This is a genomic window from Mycolicibacterium agri (assembly GCF_002553505.1).
Classification (GTDB): Bacteria; Actinomycetota; Actinomycetes; order Mycobacteriales; family Mycobacteriaceae; genus Mycobacterium; species Mycobacterium agri.
The window spans coordinates 17,869-37,957 of record NZ_PDCP01000013.1; the positions used below are offsets into that span (position 1 = coordinate 17,869).

Below are 20,089 nucleotides of genomic sequence, written 5' to 3' on the forward strand. Positions count from 1 at the left end.
TGTCTCATCCCACGTTGATGTTCACCGAAGCACCCGCCGAAATTCGGGACAGCTCGTCTAGCAGGGCGTTCCACTCTCGTTCGACGCCGTCGCGCACGGCCGCGAAGGCTTGCTTGAGCTCCTCGACGGCGGTGATCGCGAAGTTCAGGTCGATGTTGGCGATGGTGTCCAGTGCGACGCTGAAATTCGCCGTCTTGGTGGCCAACGGCGCGAGGACAACGCTCGGCTTCATCGTCTCGAGCTGTGCCTTGATCGGTGTGAAGGGGTCGGCGTCTGCGAAGAGGGCGGCCGGCGACTGCGCTCGGATCCGGTCAATGCAGCTGTCGAAGACAGCAGCGAGTTCTGCGGCGAGCGCCGCAGGCGAGTGAACCGCAAGCAATGAGACTGCGGCGTTGATGAGGGCGCGCACCTCCTCTTCCAGTGGACCGGGGTCGAACGCGGTGAAATGTTCCAGCACGCGGTCGATCCCGTCCTGCAACCGGGCGATGATGCTGTCCGGCATGAGCGGCTGGATGCTGGTGAAGACCGCATCGACCAACAGGAACAAACCGTTGGCGAACTCCTCTGCGAGGGCGACGAACCGCGTTTCGATTCTGGCGCCGATGGCGTCCAACTCATTCGCCAGGTCACTGGGATCGATCCGGGCGAAGACGGCGTCGAGGAAGGCGTCGGTGGCGGTGGTGGGGTCGAGCCCGGTCGTGAGCAGCTCGGCAGGCAGTGCTGCATCGAGCGCGCGTGTGAGCATCCTCAGGCTGCGTCCGAGTGCGTTCGAATCCGCCGTGCTGCGCAGTATCTCCGCCGGCCCCGCAACATCGGCGTCCACTTGGGCATGGATCCTGGCGTCGAATTGCACGTTGGCCGCCGCGGTGTTCAGCTGCGCCCGTGCGCCCGCGTCGACATCGATTGTCTGCACGGCCATTTGAAACGACTCGAGATCCGTCCGCAGCTGCGCGAGTGGCCCGCGGCCGGCGTTCGGGTCGAGCCAGCCCAGCCTCTTCTCCAGGGCGTCGCCCAGCCGGACCGCAAAACCGTGGTCGGGATCGGTCAGTGCGCGCAATCCGCGGCTTGCTGCGGCCAGCTCGGCCAGCGCAGGGCCGGTGACCGTTGCGCCGAAGTCCGACAGCCGACCACGGACCTCGTCGAGGAACAACGCGAGGGGCCGTAGAACGTCGCCGAGCAGGAAGCCGTCGGCAGGCGCCGGGGCGGGCGTCGTACCCGAGAGACCTGTCTGCAGTCGGTCGGCCAGCCGCGTGGTCATCTGGTGGGGCATGTCGGCGAGACCCGTCAGGATGCTGTGGAGCGTTTGGGTGACGTCGATTTCGTCGAGCAGGGAATGAAGGCTTTGATAAGCCGCGCGCAGTGGCGCAAAGAGCGGCGCGGGATCAAGCGCTTCGGTCAACTCGGAGATGAGTTTTTGGAACCGGATTTCGAGAGGTGCGAGGAGCGCGCGGGGATCGAGCTGTCTGAGTTCGGCCACCAGATCGTCGAACATCCGCTGTGCCGCGTCGAGGATCTGTTGCAGGCCCACCCGGTCAAGCGCCTCGAGCAGCTCCTCGAATGGCGGGTCCAGTTCGGCGATGAGGGCGGCGGGCGTCGTCTTGGCCAACGCGTCACCGGCGACGCGCCAGGTGCCTTCGATCGGCTCCAGCAAGGCCGAGACATCGATCAGGGCGATCGAATTATCAAATGGGACTGTTATTTTCGCTGCGAGGTCCATTTGCCGTAGTACCGCCGCGGCTGCCGCGACGGCGGCTTTGACCGGCTCGGGTACGTCGCTACCACCGACCGCCTCGGCGACTTGGGCGCGGATCCCGCTGAGCAAGTCGAGGGTGGCCGCTCCTGCGGCGTCGAAGTCGATGCTGGTCAACTCGTCGATGAGCTGGCCGAGCTCGGCAGCCACCCCTTGAACGAAGGGCACCAAGCGGTCGACGATTTCGCCGAGCGGCTCGACGACCGCATCGACGGCCTCACGCACAGGACTCACGTCGACCGCCGCGAGCAGCCCCTCGAGTTGCTGTTTCACGGCGTCGACCGCACCGGTCACGGCGGTCGTATCGAGATCGCGAATCGTGTTGTCCAAGAGCCGGATAGGGGTGACCGCATCGTCGAGGAAGTTGAGTCCGTCGAAAGACAGCACCTTCTGCTGGGCGGTGACCAGCGCCGCGACGGCGTCGTCGCGCAACTGCCGCACCGGTAATTGATCGAGTAGTTCGTCGGCCTCGTCGAATACTCGATCCAAGATGGAGAGCAGGTCGGCCAGTTGATCCAGCCCGGCCGTCGCAAGCAGTTCGTCTTTCATGGCGGCGATGGTCGTGGTCACTGCGTTGCCTGTGACCTGCTCAAGAAAGTCGGCCATTCCTTCCAATGACTCGACCAGTTGGCGCGGGATGTCCTCACCGGGTAGGGGCAGCTCACCGAGCATCTCGTCAAGCGATGCGGCCAGGTCGAGATCGGCCAGTGTCGTTGCAGCAGTGCGTAGGTCGGCCTTGAGGCCGGAGACGAATCGTGGCAGCTCTGAGCCGACAAGGTCGACGGCTTCGCCGATGTCGTCGATCGCCTTCTGAAGCGCGGTCACATCCACGTTCGGCGCGTCCATCAACTGATATCCGGCAGCCAGGCGGAGCGCTACGGCGTCGACAGCGGTCTGAAGGGGGTCGGCGTCCCCGGCGCCGCTCACCATGCCGAGCACTGCCTCCGCAGCGCTGACCAGTTCGCCGGCTGCGGCGATGTCGAGACCGGTGAATACCGAGCCGAGAATTTCGAGCAGTTGGCCGGGTTGCGGATTGGTGGCAAGCGCGGTCAGCGACCGCAGTAATCCTGAGTATTCGTCACCGATGGTGATCTCGAAGGCTCTCGCGGCGCGGTCGGTGATCTCGGAGAGCAGACTGTCCAAGTCGAGCGATCCGCTCAGCGCGGCGAATACCCGGTCGAGGACCTGTTTGCCGTCACCGCCGCCGCTGAACACGGTCGCCAGCACGGAAAGCCGTTCGGTGAGTCTGTCCAACCCACCGACGATCTGTTCGATCTCGGCAAGGGCCGGCGGCTCGATCAACGTGCCGAGTGCCTCGACCGCTCGGCCGCCCAACTGGTTGACCGTCGCCGCGTCCAGTTTGACGTCGCCGACGGCGCTCATCGCGGCGCCCAGATCACCGAGCAGTGCCGCCGGGTTCAGACCCGTCAATGACAGCTCTTGAGCCTGCCTGATCGCGGCGCGGGCGCGGGACAGTGCGGCGTCTATCTCGGCGAAGTCCAAGGCGTTGATCTCTGCTTCGAAGCTGACCACTATGCCCCCCGCGGGTAACGCAGTTGGCCGTCGGAGATTTCGACGGTGCAGAACAGTGCGCTCGCCAGCAGCGGCGTGGTGTCGGCGAAGGGTGCCGTGGGAAGCGAGGCGCGTGCGACGCTGATGGCCGGCTCGTCGACGGTCAGCAGCGTGACGGCGCCGAGGACGATCGGCCTGCGGCCGGGATCGGGATCCAACACCACGACGCGGATCAAGGGATCCGGATCGGCGACCCAGAACAGAGTGCCGGTGCCTGCACTCACCTCGATCGCGACCGGCTGATCGACGTGTATCGGTTCGGGTAAGTCCACCCAGATCACTCCCGTGGCGGCCGCGGCGTCGACCATGGCTGTGCCCGGTGTGCCGATCGGTGCCAGGTCGGCCGCGGACTTCGCCGTTGCAGCCGCTGGCACCACGCGCACCAAGAGAGCCGTCGGCTGCGGGCAGTAGCCGACGAGTCCGATCCGGCTGACATGCTCGCCGCGCAGAGCCTGCGGCGGCAATGCCCGCAGAACCCGATCCGAACGCACGACCACTCCGCGGTGCGGGCCAGGTGGGGGGAGTGGATCGGATATGTCCGCCAACCGTTTTCCGCGATAGGTCACCTTGACATCAGCGATCGCCGCGCCGGGTCTCCCTGGCGGCAGGGGCCTGACAAGCGGCAGTGCAACCGGCTCACCCGCCAGTTCGACCGTTGTGGTGCCTGCGAGTTCGCGGATCAGATCACCTTGAACGGACGTGACCGCGAACCGAACCTTGCACGGGAACTTGCTGTGCAGCGCCAGGCTGCCGGTGATGGGTTTGCCCGCGGTGCGGAGCGCCTCCACGGCGGCGGACACCGCGACCGTGACGTCAGGTGCCTGCCTGGTCCCGTCGGGAAGCGCGCCAGGGAAGTTCCACAACGTGGCGCCGTCGGGACCGGTCAGCGTGAGATCCACGGGAGTTGGTGCGGCCCAGCCGATCACCGTGCCCACAGTGAGGGCTTTCGGACTGAATTCTTCAGGGGTGTCACCTCCGACGATCGCGATGCGAATCGGTCCGGTCAGATCCGGCAGCCGCAGCACTCCGTCGGCGAGGCTTGCCCCGGTGAGCGTCGGCGGTATCGCGCCTCGTCGCGCCACGGCGGGAACCGACATTGTCGGCGCGGCCCAACCTCCGCGCGGATCGCGCACGCTGACGGTCAGCCGACGGCCCGCGGCCTCCAACTGCTGCTTGTTGCGGAAGACGATATTTTCCGACGTCAGGTCGGTGAGGGTCAGTGCGCGGACGTGGCGTCCGCCCGGAATGCTGACGCTCAAGCCGCCGTCGGTGGGTTGCGCGGCAAGCTCACCCATCAGATAGCCGCCGAAGTTCGACGCCGAGTCCGCCTGCATGTCAATGACCACCGGCGCCAACTCGACTCGATCGGTTCCCGGTGTGTCCGCCCCCCAGTCGAAGGGGAACTCCACGCCATCGGCGGGCACATCGACCAGTGGGGGAGCAATGCGGATGGCAACGGCCTGCAGTCCGGCAACGAAGGCGGGCGCGGCCACCGTCGCGGTGTCGAGCCGCACCGACTGGTTCGTCGCGGCGAGCAACGTGAGGACGTCTGGCGCCGCCCCGGGTGCGGACTTCATGCGGTCACCGCCAACGGAAATCGGGCGAGCTCGAGGCCAACCGCCGGACCGGCGCCGGTGTCGGCGCGGGCGACGTACACCACCAGTTGATCGGCTGCGGGCGCGGCGGGGGGTTGGTACGTGACGGCGGCGGAATCGTCGCTGACGGTGACCAATCGGGCACCGTCCGGTCCCGCCGAGCCCCCCGACAGCGTGCCCGCTCCCGGCCGGCCGCCCGCGTCGACGATGCGCAGGGCGAGTTCGCCGAACGGGCTCACGGTCGGTGTGTCACCGGTCAGCCTGCCGGTGCCCGCAGCGCCGACCAAGACGGTCAGCGGAAGGGCCGGGTCGCCGGCACGGATCAACAGTGGCCACGGTTGCAGTCCGATCGGTAGCGTCGCAGTGCGCACCAGCGCGGCCACGATCGGCACGCCAGTGATGCCGGGCGTGTTGCGCGGCCAGAACCAGCCTTCCGCGCGGAGCTCGACGGCGGGAAGACCGTTGTCGCCATTGATTTCTGGTTCGATAAACGCCGCATCGAGAAGCGCTGTGTCCAGCAGGAAACCGGGATCGCCCGGTGCGCTGAGAGCACTCGCGGTTCGCAGCTCCGGCGCGTCGAGCTCGTAGAGCAGCGTGTCCACCGCCGCCATGATCTGTGCCCGCGTGTCGTCGTCGCCGGGGCGGACCTCGATGCGGACGACGCATCGCAGCCGGACCACCCTGCGGGGATCGGAAGCACCGGGCACCTGCTCCGGTCTGCGCGCAGCGCCGAAGGTCTGCTCGATCGCCTCGACTTTGTGCACGCCGACCAGCAGCGCGGTCCGGTCGGTGGCTGTCGGCCCTGGAGTCACGAACACGCGGCCGGCCAGCGCGCCCGTCAACCGGCTGCCGAGCACGTCGGCGAGGCGGGATTCGAAATCAGCGAGCATGGACGTGGCGCTGTCAGGACGGTCCGCCAGGGTTCACCCGCCGCAGCACGAAGCGTTGGCCGGGCTCAAGATGTAACACCGGACCTTCCTCTCTCGGGACGACCAACTCGAGGTGGCCGGCCAAGCTCTCCTCCAGCTGCGTTCGAACACTCGAGGTGACCCTGGTCTGGATTTCTGACCGAAGTGTGTCGTTGTTGCGCGCCAGCTCGGTGAGAAGCTCTTCGCGGGTGATGCCCTGGCGTGGCGGCGGGATCTCTCGGCGCACGTCGGCCAAGGCGTTGTTCACGCGGTCGCGCTCGGTGGCGATTTCCGTGCGTAACGTGGTGATCCCCGTTTCGATTGCGTTTGCGGTGCTCTGCCGTATGGCCGCAAGATCCGTTGTCGCAGAGGCGAGTCCGGTGCGCATCTCATTGATGCCGTTGCTCAGCGCGGTGAATCGATCGTCGATCCCGCGCAATCGGTCCTCGAGAGCCGTGTTCAATTCGGCGAGGATGTCGGGCCCGGCGTTTCTGATCGCGGCCCTCACCCTGTTGTCGACGGAGCCCTCGAAGCGGGTGATGCGCTCGTCGACTGCTGTCTGCAGTACGGTCTTGGCCTCGTCGATGTTGGCCTTCAGCCGGTCTTCGGTCGCTCGCTGGCCCTGCTCGATCACCTGCGTCAACTGTTCGGTTATCGCGGTTTTGAGTTCGTCACGGAAGTCCGCGGTGGCTTCCCTGGCGGCTTGCACCGCGGACTGCGCGACCTCGTTGATCCGCGCCGTCAACTGATTGCGCAGCGTCTCGTTGAGGGCCGCCGCGCTGGCTTCCGCCTGCCGTTGCGCGGCGACTTTCGTCTCGTCGAGCAGCGCCGCCTTCGCGGCGTTGGTCAGTCGTGCGGGCCTGCTCCTGATGGCCTCTGTCAGTTCATCTTCGGTGACCAGCGTGGTGCGAAGCTCGGTCAACCGGCGTTCGAACTCGGCGGCATCGAGCAGGGCGCCGGTGGGAGTGGTGAGCCGTTCCTGCAGCTGATCGATCTTCCTCAAACCGTCAAGCATCGCGGCCGGGGTCACATCACCTAGGCCCGCGGCGAACGCGCTCACCGCGGACACGTTGGCGCCGACCGCGTCCAGGGATGCGCGCAGATCGGCGATCTCGTTGCGGGGATCCTTGAGGCCAGACACCGTGCGCGACAGCAGGGTCATCGCCGAGGAGCGGTCAAGGTCGTTGGTCTCGTGTCGGTTGGTCGCGACGCGAAGATCGCGAACGCGATTCGACACCTCGTCCAATTGCCGGCCCAACAATGCGGTTTGGCGTTCGATCGTGGTCACCCGCGCCGTCGACGCGGGATCGGCAAGCGGCCCTCGTTCGATCAGTTGGCGCAGCCGTGGGTCCAGCCAGCCGAGCGCAACCTGGTCGGGGTGATCGTGTGCGGGCACCGCGGTGCCGGCGCCGCTGTCGGTCACGACGGCGCGGGCCACCTCCAGCAGCGCACCGACGACCGTGTTCCAGTCGTCGGCGGCGATCACCTCGCCACGCGCACGCGACGACAGCGGCACCAGGCGGTCGACCAGTGCCTTCAGCCTGTCGATGTTGGCGACGGTGGCCATGACTCAGATCCCCCCGAATTTGGAGGTGCGCTGCACCAGGCTGGTCCGCCGGTATGTGTCGAGCTCCTGATCGGCGCTCAGCGTGCCGGCGCTCGCGGCGAACGCCTGGGTGATGCCCACCATGGTCTTGACGTCCGGATTGTCCAGGAACACGGGGGCGTTCGCTCCTTGGGCCTGCGCGATGTTCTGCACCTCGGCGGCCAGCACGGTGCCTGCGTCGGCGAGCTTCGTGGAGTACTCGACAGTGCTGACCTGTCGCGCGACTTCGAGGTCGTCGACCCGCTGGAGAATGCGGTCGCGGTCGGCACCGACGACTCCACCGGCGTCGAGCACTTTGACGGCCAATCGACGCAGGTTCTGGCTTTCGATGTCGCGGCGCAGTTCCAAAACGCTGTTGCCGAAGGACTCGATGAACCGCCGTAGGTTTCCCTGCACCTCGTCGATCTTGGTGGCGATCTCGGGGTGGTCGTGGCCGCGCGGGCTCACCAATGACGTCAGTTCCAGCACCGCGGTCGCGACGTCGGACACCGCGCTGACCAATTGGTTCCAGTCGGTGGCCCTGATCGCCTCGCCGGGCGCCTTTCCACCGACCGCGGAAGCTGTTGTGCGTGCGGCCGATACGGTCTGTTGCACCGGGCCGAGATCGGCGTCGGGCACATCCTGGATCGGTGTGTCGAGGAAATCTTCCGGTCGGATGGGCACGGGGACGTAAGTGGGCAGCGGTACCGGCAGCGTGGTGACCACCCCGGTGTACAGGGGGCCGACGACGTTCGGGTGTTTGACCGCGATCTGCCACTGGCCGGGATCGAGGTCACGAACCAGAAGGGTTCCGTCGAGAAATGGTTTGCGCTCCAGGGTTTGTCCTGTCAGCGGGTTGGTCAGCGTGACGACCGCGTCGCGGTTGGCGGGTGGAAAGTTCTGCAGTTTGATGCTCAAGCTGCTCTTGGCGAATGGCATCAGCTTCTCCTAACGGGGGTTCGCGCCGGTTCTCAGCGCGCCAGCCATTGCAGGTCACCGAACGGGAACTCGATCTCCCAGAACAGCGTCAGATCGTGGTCGTTGCCTTTGGTGATCGGCGGGAACACGACGCGGTTGTAGAGCACGTCATTACCGTTCTGCCGCGACATCAGCGCGGCCTCGCGCAGCGTGCCGACTCCGGCTGCATCGGCGAGCGTGGCGCGCACCTTGACCAGCACGCGGTTGTGCGGTTCGTCGACATCGACTTCGAATGCCTCCGAGGGGATCTCGGTGGCCGTGTCGCCGGTGATCCCCGGCTGGCCGGTGCCGTCATCGTTGCCGAGCGCTGTCACCGCCACCGATGTCGGGTCGGCGTCGCTGGTGCCGACGGCCATATGGGTGATCGGTGCGCCGCCGCCGCTGAAGAGGTCGGCGATGAGTCGGCCTCCGGTGCGCAGCACCGTGTTGTGTGCTGCTCGTGTCGCAAGCAGTGCGCCGTCGCGGTCGCGCAGCTCCACCTTCAACTGGGCGCGCATGGTCATCCTCCTCGGTCGCTCACTGGTAGGTGCTGTCGTCATAGGCGGTGACGCCGAACCTGCCGCCGGAATTCGTCAGCTGGTCGATCCCGACGCTGCCGACCTCGCGGTGGGCCATGCCACTCATGAATGTCAGGTGGTCGAGCTGGCGCTGACTGTCGTGTAAGGGCCGCATCCGCACTTCGGCTCGCACGCCGGCGGCGGTGAGCCGGCGGATTCCGTCCTGGACGGAACCGGCGAACTGCTCGCGGGCCTGCATCGCGTCGTCTCGCCGGCCGCTGGAGTTCGTCAGCGCGCTGGCATCCAAGTCGACAAGCACCGTGGCCGGCGGCGTCTCCCGCCAGCTGAGATCGAGATAGGCCGCGGGGTCGGCATAGAAGAGCGCGTGATCGAAAAATGTTTCGTCCCAACGACCCTCGGTCATATCGAGACCGGCGAGGGCAAGCAGCGCGCGGTCCAATCCCGGCGCGTCGAAGTGCGCGACCGGCACGAACCACAGATCGTTGGCTCCTGGCAGAAGCGACAGAGCGCGCGGCGGTGAACTGACGTCGGCCTGACGCCACGGTGTACCAGGGGTCACCTGCTCGATGCCGCGCAGTCTTTCGGTCGCATCGGCGCGGTTGAGTTGCGCCGTGATGGACCCGTCTGCGGCGGCTTGCAACCACAGTCGATCACCCGGTCGAAGCTCGTCCAAATAGGCCAGCGCCGCACCGGTGGTGCGATTCACCAGCACGGGCACGTACTCGCTGTGCCCGCCGCCGGTGAACAGGACGGAAAGCAGCGCGGTGTCCAGTCCCTGGTTGCAGACTTGCCGGTGCAGCGGCTCGATGCCGTCGGGTCCGCCGAGCCGCAGGGTGGCGTGCTGTGGCGGATTCTCGACCAGGGCATGCCCGGCCTCGGTGAGCTGAGTGGACCAGGTGTCGAAATCGGCAAGTGCCCGAATGTTATTCGTTTTTTGAAACTCGTCGGCGTAGCTCTGGGTGAAGACCGTCAACGCTTCTGTGCAGACGGCTCCGTATCGCAGCCGGGCGGTGCGCAGGGCGTGGAACCAGGCGCGGTACTCGTCGAGCTCCTGCCACGTCTCGGGCGCGATGTCGAGTAGGGCTCCAAGGGCTGCGGCCTCAACCAACTCGACGGTGGTGTCGAACCAATGCGCGCGCTGAACGATTCGCGCCTCCTCGTCGAGGATCTCCAGTTGCAGCCCGAAGACGGCGGCGAGCCCGCGGACCAGGTCGCCGTCGGAATAAAGCGTTGGCAGCCGCTCGACCATGGCTTCGGCATGTGTGGTCATGGCGAGTCTCCGGCGTTCATGACACGACCTCGTGCACGTCGAGGGTGCGACGTCGCAGCCGCTCGCCCGCGGCGGGGGTGAAACTGCCCTGTTCGTCCAGCAATTGGACGAACTGACCACCGGACTCGACCACGATGCTGGCCTGCTCGCGGACCAATCCGAACAGCGGATTGGTTTGCAAGGCAGACGCCAGGCCGGCCAATGTCAATGGGTTCGTCGGTCCCCTCGCCGCAAGATGGGTGTCGACCGCGAGCTGGATGGCCGTTATCGCGTCGGCTAACAGGACACCGGTTTGCAGCGCAACCGGCAGCACCATGTCGATATCGGCGACAGTGGCCACGGCTCCGGATTCGGTACGCTCCGCCTGCGGTGGAGGGAACATGAACGGCCGCTGCACATCTAATACCTCGCCCGGCTGCAAGATGATCGGCGCGCCCGGCGGCGCAGCGGGGTCGAGCAGGGAGATCTCGGCGTCGACGATAAGGGGGTCGGCGAGCGCAGCCGCGGTCAGCGCGGCCATCCGAATCGGTGCGCCCGGCGCGAGGTCGACCAGCTTCTCGGTCACCCGAGCCTCGACGCCGCTCGTCAACCGATTCAATTCCGCGCCGCTGACACCGGTGCCTGCCAGCACCAACTTCACCTCAGCGCGCACAGTGCGGCGTGTCGCCGGACCGGTTTCGACGCGGATCCCGGCCGGTCGCAATTCGTCGATGCGTTTGCGCACAACCTCTTCCAAGGCGGGATCGGCTCGCTCGTAGGCCACGTCGGCGCGCACCACACCCGGTTGGCCGTTCGGCCACTCCGTGAGTTCGACCGCCTTGACGCCGGGTATCGACATGAGTCCGAACCGCAGCGCGTCGAGAGTGCCTCGGACAGTGCCGTGCAGTGCGCCGCGGGCCCGCAGGCGCAGTGATTCGTCGGACTCGACCGCCGCTTCGCGAAAAGCCGCGTCCGGGTTGCTCACATCCGACACCCCGCCGATGCTCGTCTCCAGCCGGTCCAGCGCGCCCGCGTCGACGACGGGGGTGTCCGTCGACACGCCTGCAGTCAGCACGCTTCGGGACTGTTCGCCTGCCTCCAGCGTGAGGTCCATGACGGTGCTGTACCGAGCCGGCGGGGTCGACGCGTCGGTGACGACGGTGCCCGCGGGGATTGTGATTCTGCCTCCGGTCGCGGCGCTGCGACTGAATCGAACACCTGCCAGCGGGTGGCGCGCCGGCAGGCGCCTGACACCGATCAGCGCGACGACCTTGTCCAAGGCCGTGCCCTCGGCCGTTTCCAGGAACGCCGACCGGTAGACCGTGTCGAGGTACTGCTCGCTCTGGGCCAGCTCGCGGCCGACGGTTTCCAGAATGGTACGGACCACCGAGCCGACATTGAGATCGGTCAGCGGAACAGGGCGGCTGATGTGCGCCGGATAGTAGTTCACCGTGAGCGGGCTGCCAGGAATGGGTTTGCGGCCGTTCTTGCGGAACACGATGGAGTCCGGTTGACCGTCGTTGTCCGTGTCTTCGAGATCGAAATCGGCGCTGGTGAATTGAACCGGCACCGCGGTTCCACCCACATCGGTGACGCCTTCGAGGTAGGACACCCGACGGATCGGGCGTGATGCCAGCGTGCCCAGTGTCAGCGGGCCGTTCGCCGGGGCCGTGGTCGATTCGCGTACCGTACCGCCTGTCAACGTGGTCATCAGGTCGCGCACGACGTCGGCGTACGTCCTTGACGTGTACTCCAGCTCGCTCACAACCCGACCTCCAGTCCAAGCGCGACCGGGTCACCGCCGGACACGGGTTGGACGGTGATCTCGACGACGAAGTCCCACGGTTGTTCGCGCGCCGGATCGAAATTGATTGCCAGTGGCTTGTTTTCGACGCGGGGTTCCTCGCGGACAGCTTCAAGGATGTAGGCGCGGCAGAGCCCGCGAAGTGCCGGTGTCTTGTTCTGTCCGATCAGCTCGCCGAGCCGCGACCCGTAGCTGGCGTGCCCGAGCGCCGCCAGGCTGCCCTTGGGCGTCAACAGCCGCAAGATCAGTGCTTGAACCACATTCTCCCGGCCGGAAATGGTGTCGAGATCCGACAATTCGGCCGCGTGTGGTGGTTCGGGTTGCCACCCCTGACCGCTTGCGGTCACCGAGTCTCGCGGGGTGGACGGGCGGCCGAAGCCTACGCGCGGTGGTGTGCGCTGCACCGGTGTCGGACGACTGTGCAAATCCAGTGCGGCGCCGTCGTAGCCGGCCATTCCGGGCGGGCCGAGCACGACACGGAGATCGGTACCGAGAAGCGAAGATTCGGTCATGGCTGCCTCATCGGTTCACACCCCTCAGCCGATCGTCACGGTGGGGGCGGCGGCGACGATCTGGCTGACCGGCGCTTCGGCGGGGTCGTTGCACGTGCGCACGGGATCGGCGTTGCGCGCCGCCGGTTGCCCCGCGATCAGCACGCTGGTGCTTCCCATGTGGACCGTGCCCGAGTTCGCCGGCGGCGCTTGGAAGGAGGCGCCTGGCGGGGTGGGCAAGTGGGCGGGCTGGTTTGTCGCCACCGACCCGGCCACCGCGGCCGGTTGGCCGGCGATCTGGACGTTGTTCACGAGTCCACCGGTGAGTGGGCCGGTGAACGGGTGCGGCAGCGGGGTCGGGATGGGCCCGCCCGGCGAGGGCACCATCACGATGTGGGTGTCGATCCCCACAACGGTGGCGGCGGCGTTCGCGGCTGGTTGACCCATCAGTTGACCTTCACTTGTGCACCGGAGATGGTGACCGAGCTCTGTCCGGAGATTTCGATCTGGTCGGCGCGCAAGCTGAGTTTTCCGCTTGTCTTCAGCGCGATCTCGCCACTGCCCGTGATCGCGATGTTGGCGTCGCCGACCGCGAGCTCGATGCGACCGTTGCCCGCGGCTTCAACGCTGGCTTCGGCTCGCCCAGTCGAAACGTGTATGCGTTTGTCGTCGGCGACCAGTTCGACGTCGCCCATCGTCACCGTCAGCGTCGGCTCACTGCCGCGTACGACGGCGCGAAATCGCGGTTGCCGCGCGTCGGCAGGCAGTGCGAATACGACGTCGTCGTCGCCGTGCGTCGGAGGAGCGAGATCCGCGTGATAGAGCGCGCCGATCACGACGGGCGCGTTGACGTCGCCGTCGGCGAACAACACGACGACGAGATCACCTGCCCGCGGCGTTGCCGCCTGCCCTAGAACGGAGACCGCGATCGGAACTCTGGGCAACAGCGTCCCCGTCTCCCGCAGTTGGACGGACACGGCGTGGTCGGGTGGCGCGCTATTGGTGTCGAACACGTCGACGACCACGCCGATGGCCGCGATGGCGCGTGCCGCTGCCTCGTGGCGGGCGATCCGGCTCATCGAGTCGAATAACGTTGTCACAGTAGGCCTCCCACCGCGCCGACGACCCGGCCCAGCAGGCTGGAGCCACCCGTGGTCGCCATGTTGATCGCTTCGAACGTGGTGCGGGCGGCCGGTCCGGGGCCGACCGTGTGCACCACACGGGTCAACAGCCATGGTCCGGCGGATTCCGGCGCAGGCGCCTCGGCGATTTCGACCGTCGTTCCCGCCCGCAGCCGCGGCACCAACCAGCACGCGGCCGAGAGCCGCGCTGCGCCGTTGCGGTCGGCGTAGGCCTGGTTGGCCGATGCCACGGCCGATGGTGTGCGCAGCGCCGGAGCCGCCACGCGGATGGTGTGCGCGGCTGGGCCCGGGGCGGCGTCGGGCAAGGTGCCGGTGCTCTGCTGTGGGGCGCGCGGATCCGACGCATTTCCGGCCGGACCATTGCCGGTCAGCAGCACGTCGGCCGCGGGAGCGACTGCGGTGACGGTCAGTTCGGCGATTTCGCGCCCGTAGCGAAGAGCGGTGTCGGCGGGTGGTGACGGAAACCTGCGGACTTCGACGGTGCCGTCTGCGGCGCAGGTCGTGAATGCGCCGCCCCAGCCGGCCAGGATGGTCAAGTGCTCCCACGCGGTGCGTCCTTGATCGGCGACATAGCACGGCAGATCGAGATCGACGTCTATCACGCCGACATCGACGCGTGCTTCCCGAGCAAGGGCCTTGGCGATGGCGCTCGCACCCTGCCGTTCGAAGGTGCTGCCGGTTCGGATCGCGGCGAGGGTGCTGGAGCCGTCCCCGCACAAAACGGTCGTCGTGTCCACGCCGCGGTGCACGACCGACACAGATCCGGTGAATGCGAGGACCTCATCAGGCGACTCGCCGGTCAACGAAATCACGACGGTGTCACCAGGTTTGGCTTCTACCCGAAGGTCACGCGGGAAAGTTATCCGGGCCGACCCGACCCCGGGACCGATTGACAGGCTCACCTGGATCGCGGCGATCCCGCCGGTGTAACGCAGTGAGCCGACCGTGGCGATCGCGCCGAAGCTGAGCACAGTCATCAGTCACCGCCCAGCAATTCGGACATCGCGGCGGAGATCCTCTTGAACGAGTCGGCGGCGCCGCCGACGCTGCCGACGGCATCGGAAAGCGGTTGCAGCGGCCCACCGACGTCGATGTCGCTCAACGCGGCGAGTGCGGACAGTTGGTCGGCCACCTCCATCACAGCGTCGACTGCGCCGGCGACGTCGTTTGCGATCGCCGCGATGTCGCCCATGATGTCTGCGTCGAATCCGAGGTCGCCGAGACCGAAGTCGTCGAGCCCGCCGAAGCCGCTGACTTCGGCCGGGGGAGGCAGAGGCGGGCTCTCGACCAGGCAGATGTCGTAACCGACGAGTTTGGCGGTGCCTGCGACGGCATGCGCCTGTAAATCGGTTACGACGACCTGTTCCAGCTCCAGGGCTACGGTGATGTCTGTCGAAAAGGACACTTCAGTACCCGCCGCGGCGAGCTTCTGCAGCTTTGCGAGATCGTCCATTGCCGTGTCACCGCTGAGCACTCCGCGGATCCAGATGCCATGTGAGCCGCGACCGGCTCGTTGTAGAACGTCACCGTCGAGGCCGGGCACGGCGATGCGCTGGAATCCAGCGCTCATCACGTGATCGATCTGCTGAACCGAACTCAATGCGATGTCGCCGACGAGCGGCATCGGTGGCGAGGGCGAGGCGGGTGACGTCATCGGCGCAGTCCCCGTAAGTCGGCTTCGTCATCCAGCATCGCGGCGAGTTGGTCGGCCAGCTCGCGCGCATCGGTGCCCGCCGGGCTGGGCTGGGCGGCCTGGGCCGTGCGTGGCGCCACGGGGTCGTCGTGCACGACGGTCGACCCGGCGGCGGCGTGGCCCGCGCGGTATATGTGTCGATGAATCGGCACGGCGGCGGGTTCTACGGTGCGCGAGACGACGGGCCCGAGAACGTGTGACGCGATCGTCGGCCCGAAATCCGGCGCGGCGGGTGGCGGCGCGTCCGCTTGGTCTTGTGCGATCCAAGCCTTGGTTGATTGGTGTTCTGCCATGCCTGCGCGGACGCGCCGCTGGTCGCCTCGGTCCGCGGTCGCCGGCGTTGGACGTTCTGTGGCGGTGTGAATTTCGGCCAACGGTGTGGTCTCGTAGGCGTGACCACGAGTACGTGCGCTTGTCGGCCCCGTTACGTTGGTGTTCGCAGCGGCGGGGGCATGCGGGCCGCCGTGAGCAATGTCCGGTGACGAAGCGACCGCATCTGCGCCGACACGTTGCGATTCTTCGGCGGTAGTCCGGCTCGGTGGAGCGGGTGGGGGTGCGGTAAGCCCTCGGTCTCCCCATGCCGCAACAGGGGGATGATCCGTGAGCGAGCGTGATCCATCGCCATCGGCGGACGCCATGCGGTCGAGCAGATTTTGTTCCAGAGCGCGCAACACCGCGGCAGGCGCAGCGGTGGTTAATTGCTCCGAGACGATCTCGATCGTCGTCCAGTCGTCGCCGTCGGGGGTGTCGGGCGCATCCGCGGTGAGCCGGTCGACAAGATCGGCTTCGGCATCCAAGACATCGCAGGGTTTCCATCCCGCCGCCATCAACCGACTCAACTGTGCGGCGAAGCCCTGTGCCGCCCGCTCCGGTCGGGCCCCGGCCAGATACAGCGCAAGAACTTGGGCGATCTCGTCCTCTGCCGACGACGCTGACGCGGCCGTTGATCCCGGGTCGCGGGCATGCGCCAGAACCGTGGCGCCAACGGAGCTTTGGCCGGCGGCGATCCGGTCGAGCAACCGCCATCGCTCGCCGAAAAGCAGCGGCCGGATCACGCAGCCACCAAGGCTGACGGCACCTCCCTGGCGGGCCTGTACCGCTACCGTGGCACTGCCGATCTGCGCTACACCAGCCGCCAGATCAAGCGTGACGAGCGTTTTCGCCATAATCGCGCTACCGCACCCTGGTGGCGCTGAAGGTGTATACCGCTGCGCCCTGGCCGTTCACCGACAGGTCGAACGACTTCTCGGTCAGACAGCAGTCATCGAAGGTGACGGTCGCCTCGGTGTCTCCGTGGCGGAGTTTGGCGATGATCTGAAACGGCTTGTCTCCCACCAGCCCGTCGAGCTTCGGGCTCGCCGATGTCACCCGGAGGCGACCCTCGACCTCTGATGCGCCGGAGATGATGCCGACCCGCTCGGTGCTACCCAGCGCGTAGATGTTGGTGCGATCACGTCGCGTCCGGTAGTCGATGCCTTGCACTCCGTCGACAGCTTCGCCGTCGACCAGGACGGTGCTCTCGGAGGCGGCAAAAATCGTGGGCATGGTGAGTCCTCCTCGGGCACCTAGTTCTTGACGCGGATGGTGGCGTAGACGTAGTCGATCGCGCGGACGGGACGCACGGCGATGTCGACACGGACGATGCCTTGCGCGAAGTCCTGTTGCGTCGAATAGACGTCGACGATGAACGCAGGGTCGCTGCCGTCGGTGCTGGGCACCAGCGCACCGGATCGCTCGAGCCGGGTGAACGTCGCGATCAGTTGCTGCTTGAGCGCTTCGCGGGCATCGGCGGAATTCAGTTGGCCGATGAAGTTCTCGCTGATCGCTTTCGTCTCGCGGATGCACCGGTCGGCGACTCGGGTCACCGAGATCTGGTCGCCGATGGTGTTGATGCCCTTCAAGACGATGACGCCTCGGCCGGGGCGTTGTTGCACGACAAGCAGATTGACCGCAGGCCCGAGCAGAACGTTCAGCTCGCTTTCTCGATAGTGCGACGGTTGGATGTCGAGCAACTGGGCGGTCTGGAAAGTCGGTGAAATCTCCGGGTTGATCCGGCTGATGAGACCGACGACCGCGCCGGTGGCTCCCGGAGGAGCCACGAGGACGAACCGCCTGTTGCGAACGGCGGCGGCATGATCGCGCATCGCATCGAGGCTGTCCGCGTCGGCAGCGCGGACCGAACCGAACGCGATCCGCGGCGCGGCCGCGTCGCTGGCGACCAGAGCATGTGCGAGCAGCGCTTGGTGGATTTGGATGACACTCGCCGAGGCGAGCGCCGGGTCGAAACTGGCCATCACCAAGTCGATGCGCGGTTCGTCAGCCAGCAAATCGATCGCGGCACGGTAGGCGGCGACATTCGGTGACGTGCCGCCGGCCAAAGCCACCGGGGTAGGCGTCGCCCGTGGCAACCGCGACGCGGCCGGTAGTGAGCTGCGTGGCACCGCGCGCACGAAGCGGCTCTGCGCCGCGAGCACCGCAGGCAGGTGTCGCGCCGAATCGGGGTCCATCGACAGGCGCTCGAACATTTCCTGCCTGGCGCCGTTGCGGAGCACCTCGACGGTGATGGCATCATCTTCGCCTGCTATGCGCACTATCACGCCTGCGTCGGTCACGCCCGGCTTCAGTTTGATGTCCATCAACACCGTGCCTGCCGCGTCCTTCTGCTCGACCGCAGCAGATCCTTGTTCACCGAGCGGATATTCGCCTTCCTTCGGATTCTCGCCATCGAAGTTCGGCTCCACCGCGACGACGAATTTCGATTGCTCGTTGACCGTCGAGAACAAGTCCATCGGCTGACCCGGCTGGACCACGAGGTCATCGAAACGCTCGACTTCCTGGTCGTTCTGCAAGATCCGCAGGGACACCCGGACGGCCTTTCCTGCGGCGTTGGTGACGGTTCCGACGTCGACCTTGAGCTGGTTCGCCCATGCGCCGCGGGACCTTGCGCGGAGCCTGACGGCAGGCGCCTCATCGGCGTTCATCAGTGTCGCGGTGGCGGCGTTACCACCGTCGACGGCCGAGATGACGAGCTCACGCGCACCGGTCGAGAGCGCAGCGACCGCTTCCGGCATCGAGGCGAGGGTTCCTGGGCCGCATATGTCCTGCAGTTCCGCGACACGGGTGACGCTGACCAGCCTGGTGGACGGTGGCCGGTCGACGATGCCGACAATGCCGACGATGCCTGCGGCTGCGGGAAGCGGTGGCAGAACATCGAATGTCGTCTCGACAGATACTCCTGGCACGACTAGGACAGGCATGAAATCCTCCATAAGGGTTGGGGATTCGCATGAACGGTCTGATTCACGCGATCCACTGCATCGGGCGCGCAGCGCGTCGCCACGCCGCTCGACGCGTATGCGGTTTGATCACTCTTCATCTCGGCGTACCTTCTTGACCGCGTCGTCCATCCAGCTCTGGACTCCCTCGACGAGGTCGCGGGCGCCGGTGAAGCGGTGCCGTCGTTCCGAGACCGGGTCTACTAATTCACCCGTCACCTTTCCCCCACCCTCGACAACAAGGCGTAGCACGAGTACGAATTCGCTCTTGGCAGAGAGCTTGTCCGCCGAATCGCCCTCCCTCATGTGAACCTCATCAGCTTGGCCAGAGCCCAGTTGTACCGGTGCGGTCTGAGTCGGATGTGAGCCTGCGCGGCCCGGCTACTGAGTTGTCGCTCAGGTTTCGATGAGGTTTGGTTGAGGCGGTGATCGCCGCGGCACGGAGTCAGATCTGACCAGGATTGGTCCGCACCAGCTGGAAGAGCTGTTCTGTGGCCGGTTCCGGGGTGGCGTCGAACTCCTCGACGAGGATGAGCCTGCAGGTGTTGTACTGCCGCAGCGCTTGGGCACGCGCTCCCAGTCGCACGTATGCCCGCATCGTCATGCGGTGCGCGTCTTCACGGCATGGATCAATGCTCAATAGGCGTAGAGCACACGCCAGCGCCTGCTCGTAGTTGGCGAGTTCGAAGTAGGCATCGGCCAACCGCGCCAGAGTGTTCAGGCAGATGGCGCGCAGCCGCTCGCGCTCCAGCAGATCCGAGATGTCCAGGTGCGACGCGAGGTCACCGCGATAGAGGAAAAGGGCTCGTTCGTAGGCGTCGATGGCCGCTGCGACCGAACCCGCCGAACGCAAGCGGTCCCCGATACCGACGGCTGACTCGAACTCGAGCACGTCAACTCTCAGCCCGCCGTCGAGATTCAACAAATAATGGGTCTGCATGTGCACGATCGGCGGCTGCCCGCCGATGGCATCCGCCAGCTGTGTCTTGAGCCCGTGCACAAGGGTGTTCAGGCACTGCTTCGACAAGGCGGGCTCGGTGCCCGGCCAGATCTTCTCGAACAACGTCTCGCGGTGCACTCCGGAGCGGGCGCGCACTGCAAGCAGGCTGAGCAGTTGTTCGGCTTTACCGCCAGGCCGCAGCGATGCCGGCTGGCCCAACTTGAGTAATTGAAAGGGACCCAGCAATCGAATGAAGACGCCGGCGCGTTCCGCGGCGTTGTCCCGGCATGGACTCGGTTGCTGTTCAACGGATGTTCGCGACGGAGTTGCCGGAGCCGCTGTCATTTCAACCGCCTCGCTGGGTGAACAGATGTGTCAATTATTTCGCCGCGTTGATGAGCGGCGTAGCGTAATCGACTACTCTCTTCGTTTCGTTGATGAGCGACCGAGCAAATAGTCGCATCCGAACAACTCCGGCTAATGCCGCGCATATTGCTGACGCGGCTGGGCGCCGTCTCGGCTCAGCGCTGAAGGATTCGCGATGCAGCGCAAAACGCGCACTCAGGTGCCGCGCCCAGAAAAACGGCGT

The 20,089-nt window shown here is 66.4% G+C and carries 18 protein-coding genes; all 18 read right to left on the reverse strand.

Translation table 11 applies throughout. The features are described from left to right. Positions 1-4: 4 nt before the first annotated feature. Complete coding sequence (locus CQY20_RS09165; protein ID WP_097939769.1) at positions 5-3,283, reverse strand: hypothetical protein; 3,279 nt, start codon at positions 3,281-3,283, stop codon at positions 5-7. Beyond that, positions 3,283-4,899, reverse strand: coding sequence for a hypothetical protein (locus tag CQY20_RS09170; RefSeq protein WP_097939770.1), 1,617 nt, complete (start codon positions 4,897-4,899; stop codon positions 3,283-3,285). Before CQY20_RS09170 ends, CQY20_RS09165 begins: the two co-directional genes overlap by 1 nt. After that, complete coding sequence (locus tag CQY20_RS09175) at positions 4,896-5,807, reverse strand: hypothetical protein (RefSeq protein WP_097939771.1); 912 nt, start codon at positions 5,805-5,807, stop codon at positions 4,896-4,898. Before CQY20_RS09175 ends, CQY20_RS09170 begins: the two co-directional genes overlap by 4 nt. Before the next feature lie 13 nt (positions 5,808-5,820). Next, positions 5,821-7,392 (reverse strand): coiled-coil domain-containing protein, encoded by a 1,572-nt coding sequence (locus tag CQY20_RS09180; RefSeq protein ID WP_097939772.1) that lies wholly within the window; start codon positions 7,390-7,392, stop codon positions 5,821-5,823. Between the two features lie 3 nt (positions 7,393-7,395). Beyond that, positions 7,396-8,349, reverse strand: a complete 954-nt coding sequence (locus CQY20_RS09185) for a hypothetical protein (RefSeq protein ID WP_097939773.1) — start codon at positions 8,347-8,349, stop codon at positions 7,396-7,398. Positions 8,350-8,381: 32 nt separating this feature from the next. Continuing rightward, positions 8,382-8,885 carry a hypothetical protein gene (locus CQY20_RS09190; RefSeq protein WP_133119051.1) on the reverse strand — a complete coding sequence of 168 codons (504 nt, stop codon included), beginning with the start codon at positions 8,883-8,885 and terminating at the stop codon, positions 8,382-8,384. A gap of 19 nt (positions 8,886-8,904) precedes the next feature. Next, positions 8,905-10,176, reverse strand: coding sequence for a hypothetical protein (locus tag CQY20_RS09195; protein WP_097939775.1), 1,272 nt, complete (start codon positions 10,174-10,176; stop codon positions 8,905-8,907). 16 nt (positions 10,177-10,192) lie between these two features. Continuing rightward, complete coding sequence (locus tag CQY20_RS09200) at positions 10,193-11,920, reverse strand: baseplate J/gp47 family protein (protein ID WP_097939776.1); 1,728 nt, start codon at positions 11,918-11,920, stop codon at positions 10,193-10,195. Next, positions 11,917-12,471, reverse strand: a complete 555-nt coding sequence (locus CQY20_RS09205) for a GPW/gp25 family protein (protein ID WP_097939777.1) — start codon at positions 12,469-12,471, stop codon at positions 11,917-11,919. The genes CQY20_RS09200 and CQY20_RS09205 overlap by 4 nt, the downstream gene beginning before the upstream one ends. Before the next feature lie 24 nt (positions 12,472-12,495). Next, positions 12,496-12,897 (reverse strand): PAAR domain-containing protein, encoded by a 402-nt coding sequence (locus CQY20_RS09210; protein WP_097939778.1) that lies wholly within the window; start codon positions 12,895-12,897, stop codon positions 12,496-12,498. Beyond that, on the reverse strand, positions 12,897-13,550 hold the full coding sequence (locus CQY20_RS09215; protein ID WP_133119052.1) for a phage baseplate assembly protein V: 654 nt from the start codon (positions 13,548-13,550) through the stop codon (positions 12,897-12,899). The genes CQY20_RS09210 and CQY20_RS09215 overlap by 1 nt, the downstream gene beginning before the upstream one ends. Beyond that, positions 13,547-14,569: a contractile injection system protein, VgrG/Pvc8 family gene (locus CQY20_RS09220; protein WP_097939780.1), complete on the reverse strand. Its 1,023-nt coding sequence runs from the start codon at positions 14,567-14,569 to the stop codon at positions 13,547-13,549. Before CQY20_RS09220 ends, CQY20_RS09215 begins: the two co-directional genes overlap by 4 nt. Then, a complete protein-coding gene (locus CQY20_RS09225) occupies positions 14,569-15,246 on the reverse strand; it encodes a hypothetical protein (protein WP_133119053.1) in 678 nt (225 codons plus the stop codon). The genes CQY20_RS09220 and CQY20_RS09225 overlap by 1 nt, the downstream gene beginning before the upstream one ends. After that, complete coding sequence (locus CQY20_RS09230; protein ID WP_097939782.1) at positions 15,243-16,451, reverse strand: hypothetical protein; 1,209 nt, start codon at positions 16,449-16,451, stop codon at positions 15,243-15,245. Before CQY20_RS09230 ends, CQY20_RS09225 begins: the two co-directional genes overlap by 4 nt. 7 nt (positions 16,452-16,458) lie before the next feature. Next, positions 16,459-16,830 (reverse strand): hypothetical protein, encoded by a 372-nt coding sequence (locus CQY20_RS09235; RefSeq protein ID WP_097939783.1) that lies wholly within the window; start codon positions 16,828-16,830, stop codon positions 16,459-16,461. Positions 16,831-16,850: 20 nt separating this feature from the next. After that, positions 16,851-18,542: a phage tail sheath C-terminal domain-containing protein gene (locus CQY20_RS09240; protein ID WP_163700906.1), complete on the reverse strand. Its 1,692-nt coding sequence runs from the start codon at positions 18,540-18,542 to the stop codon at positions 16,851-16,853. 108 nt (positions 18,543-18,650) lie between these two features. Next, positions 18,651-18,866 carry a hypothetical protein gene (locus CQY20_RS09245; RefSeq protein WP_097939785.1) on the reverse strand — a complete coding sequence of 72 codons (216 nt, stop codon included), beginning with the start codon at positions 18,864-18,866 and terminating at the stop codon, positions 18,651-18,653. A 139-nt stretch (positions 18,867-19,005) separates the two neighbouring features. Beyond that, a complete protein-coding gene (locus CQY20_RS09250; protein ID WP_163700903.1) occupies positions 19,006-19,719 on the reverse strand; it encodes an AfsR/SARP family transcriptional regulator in 714 nt (237 codons plus the stop codon). Between the last annotated feature and the right edge of the window lie 370 nt (positions 19,720-20,089).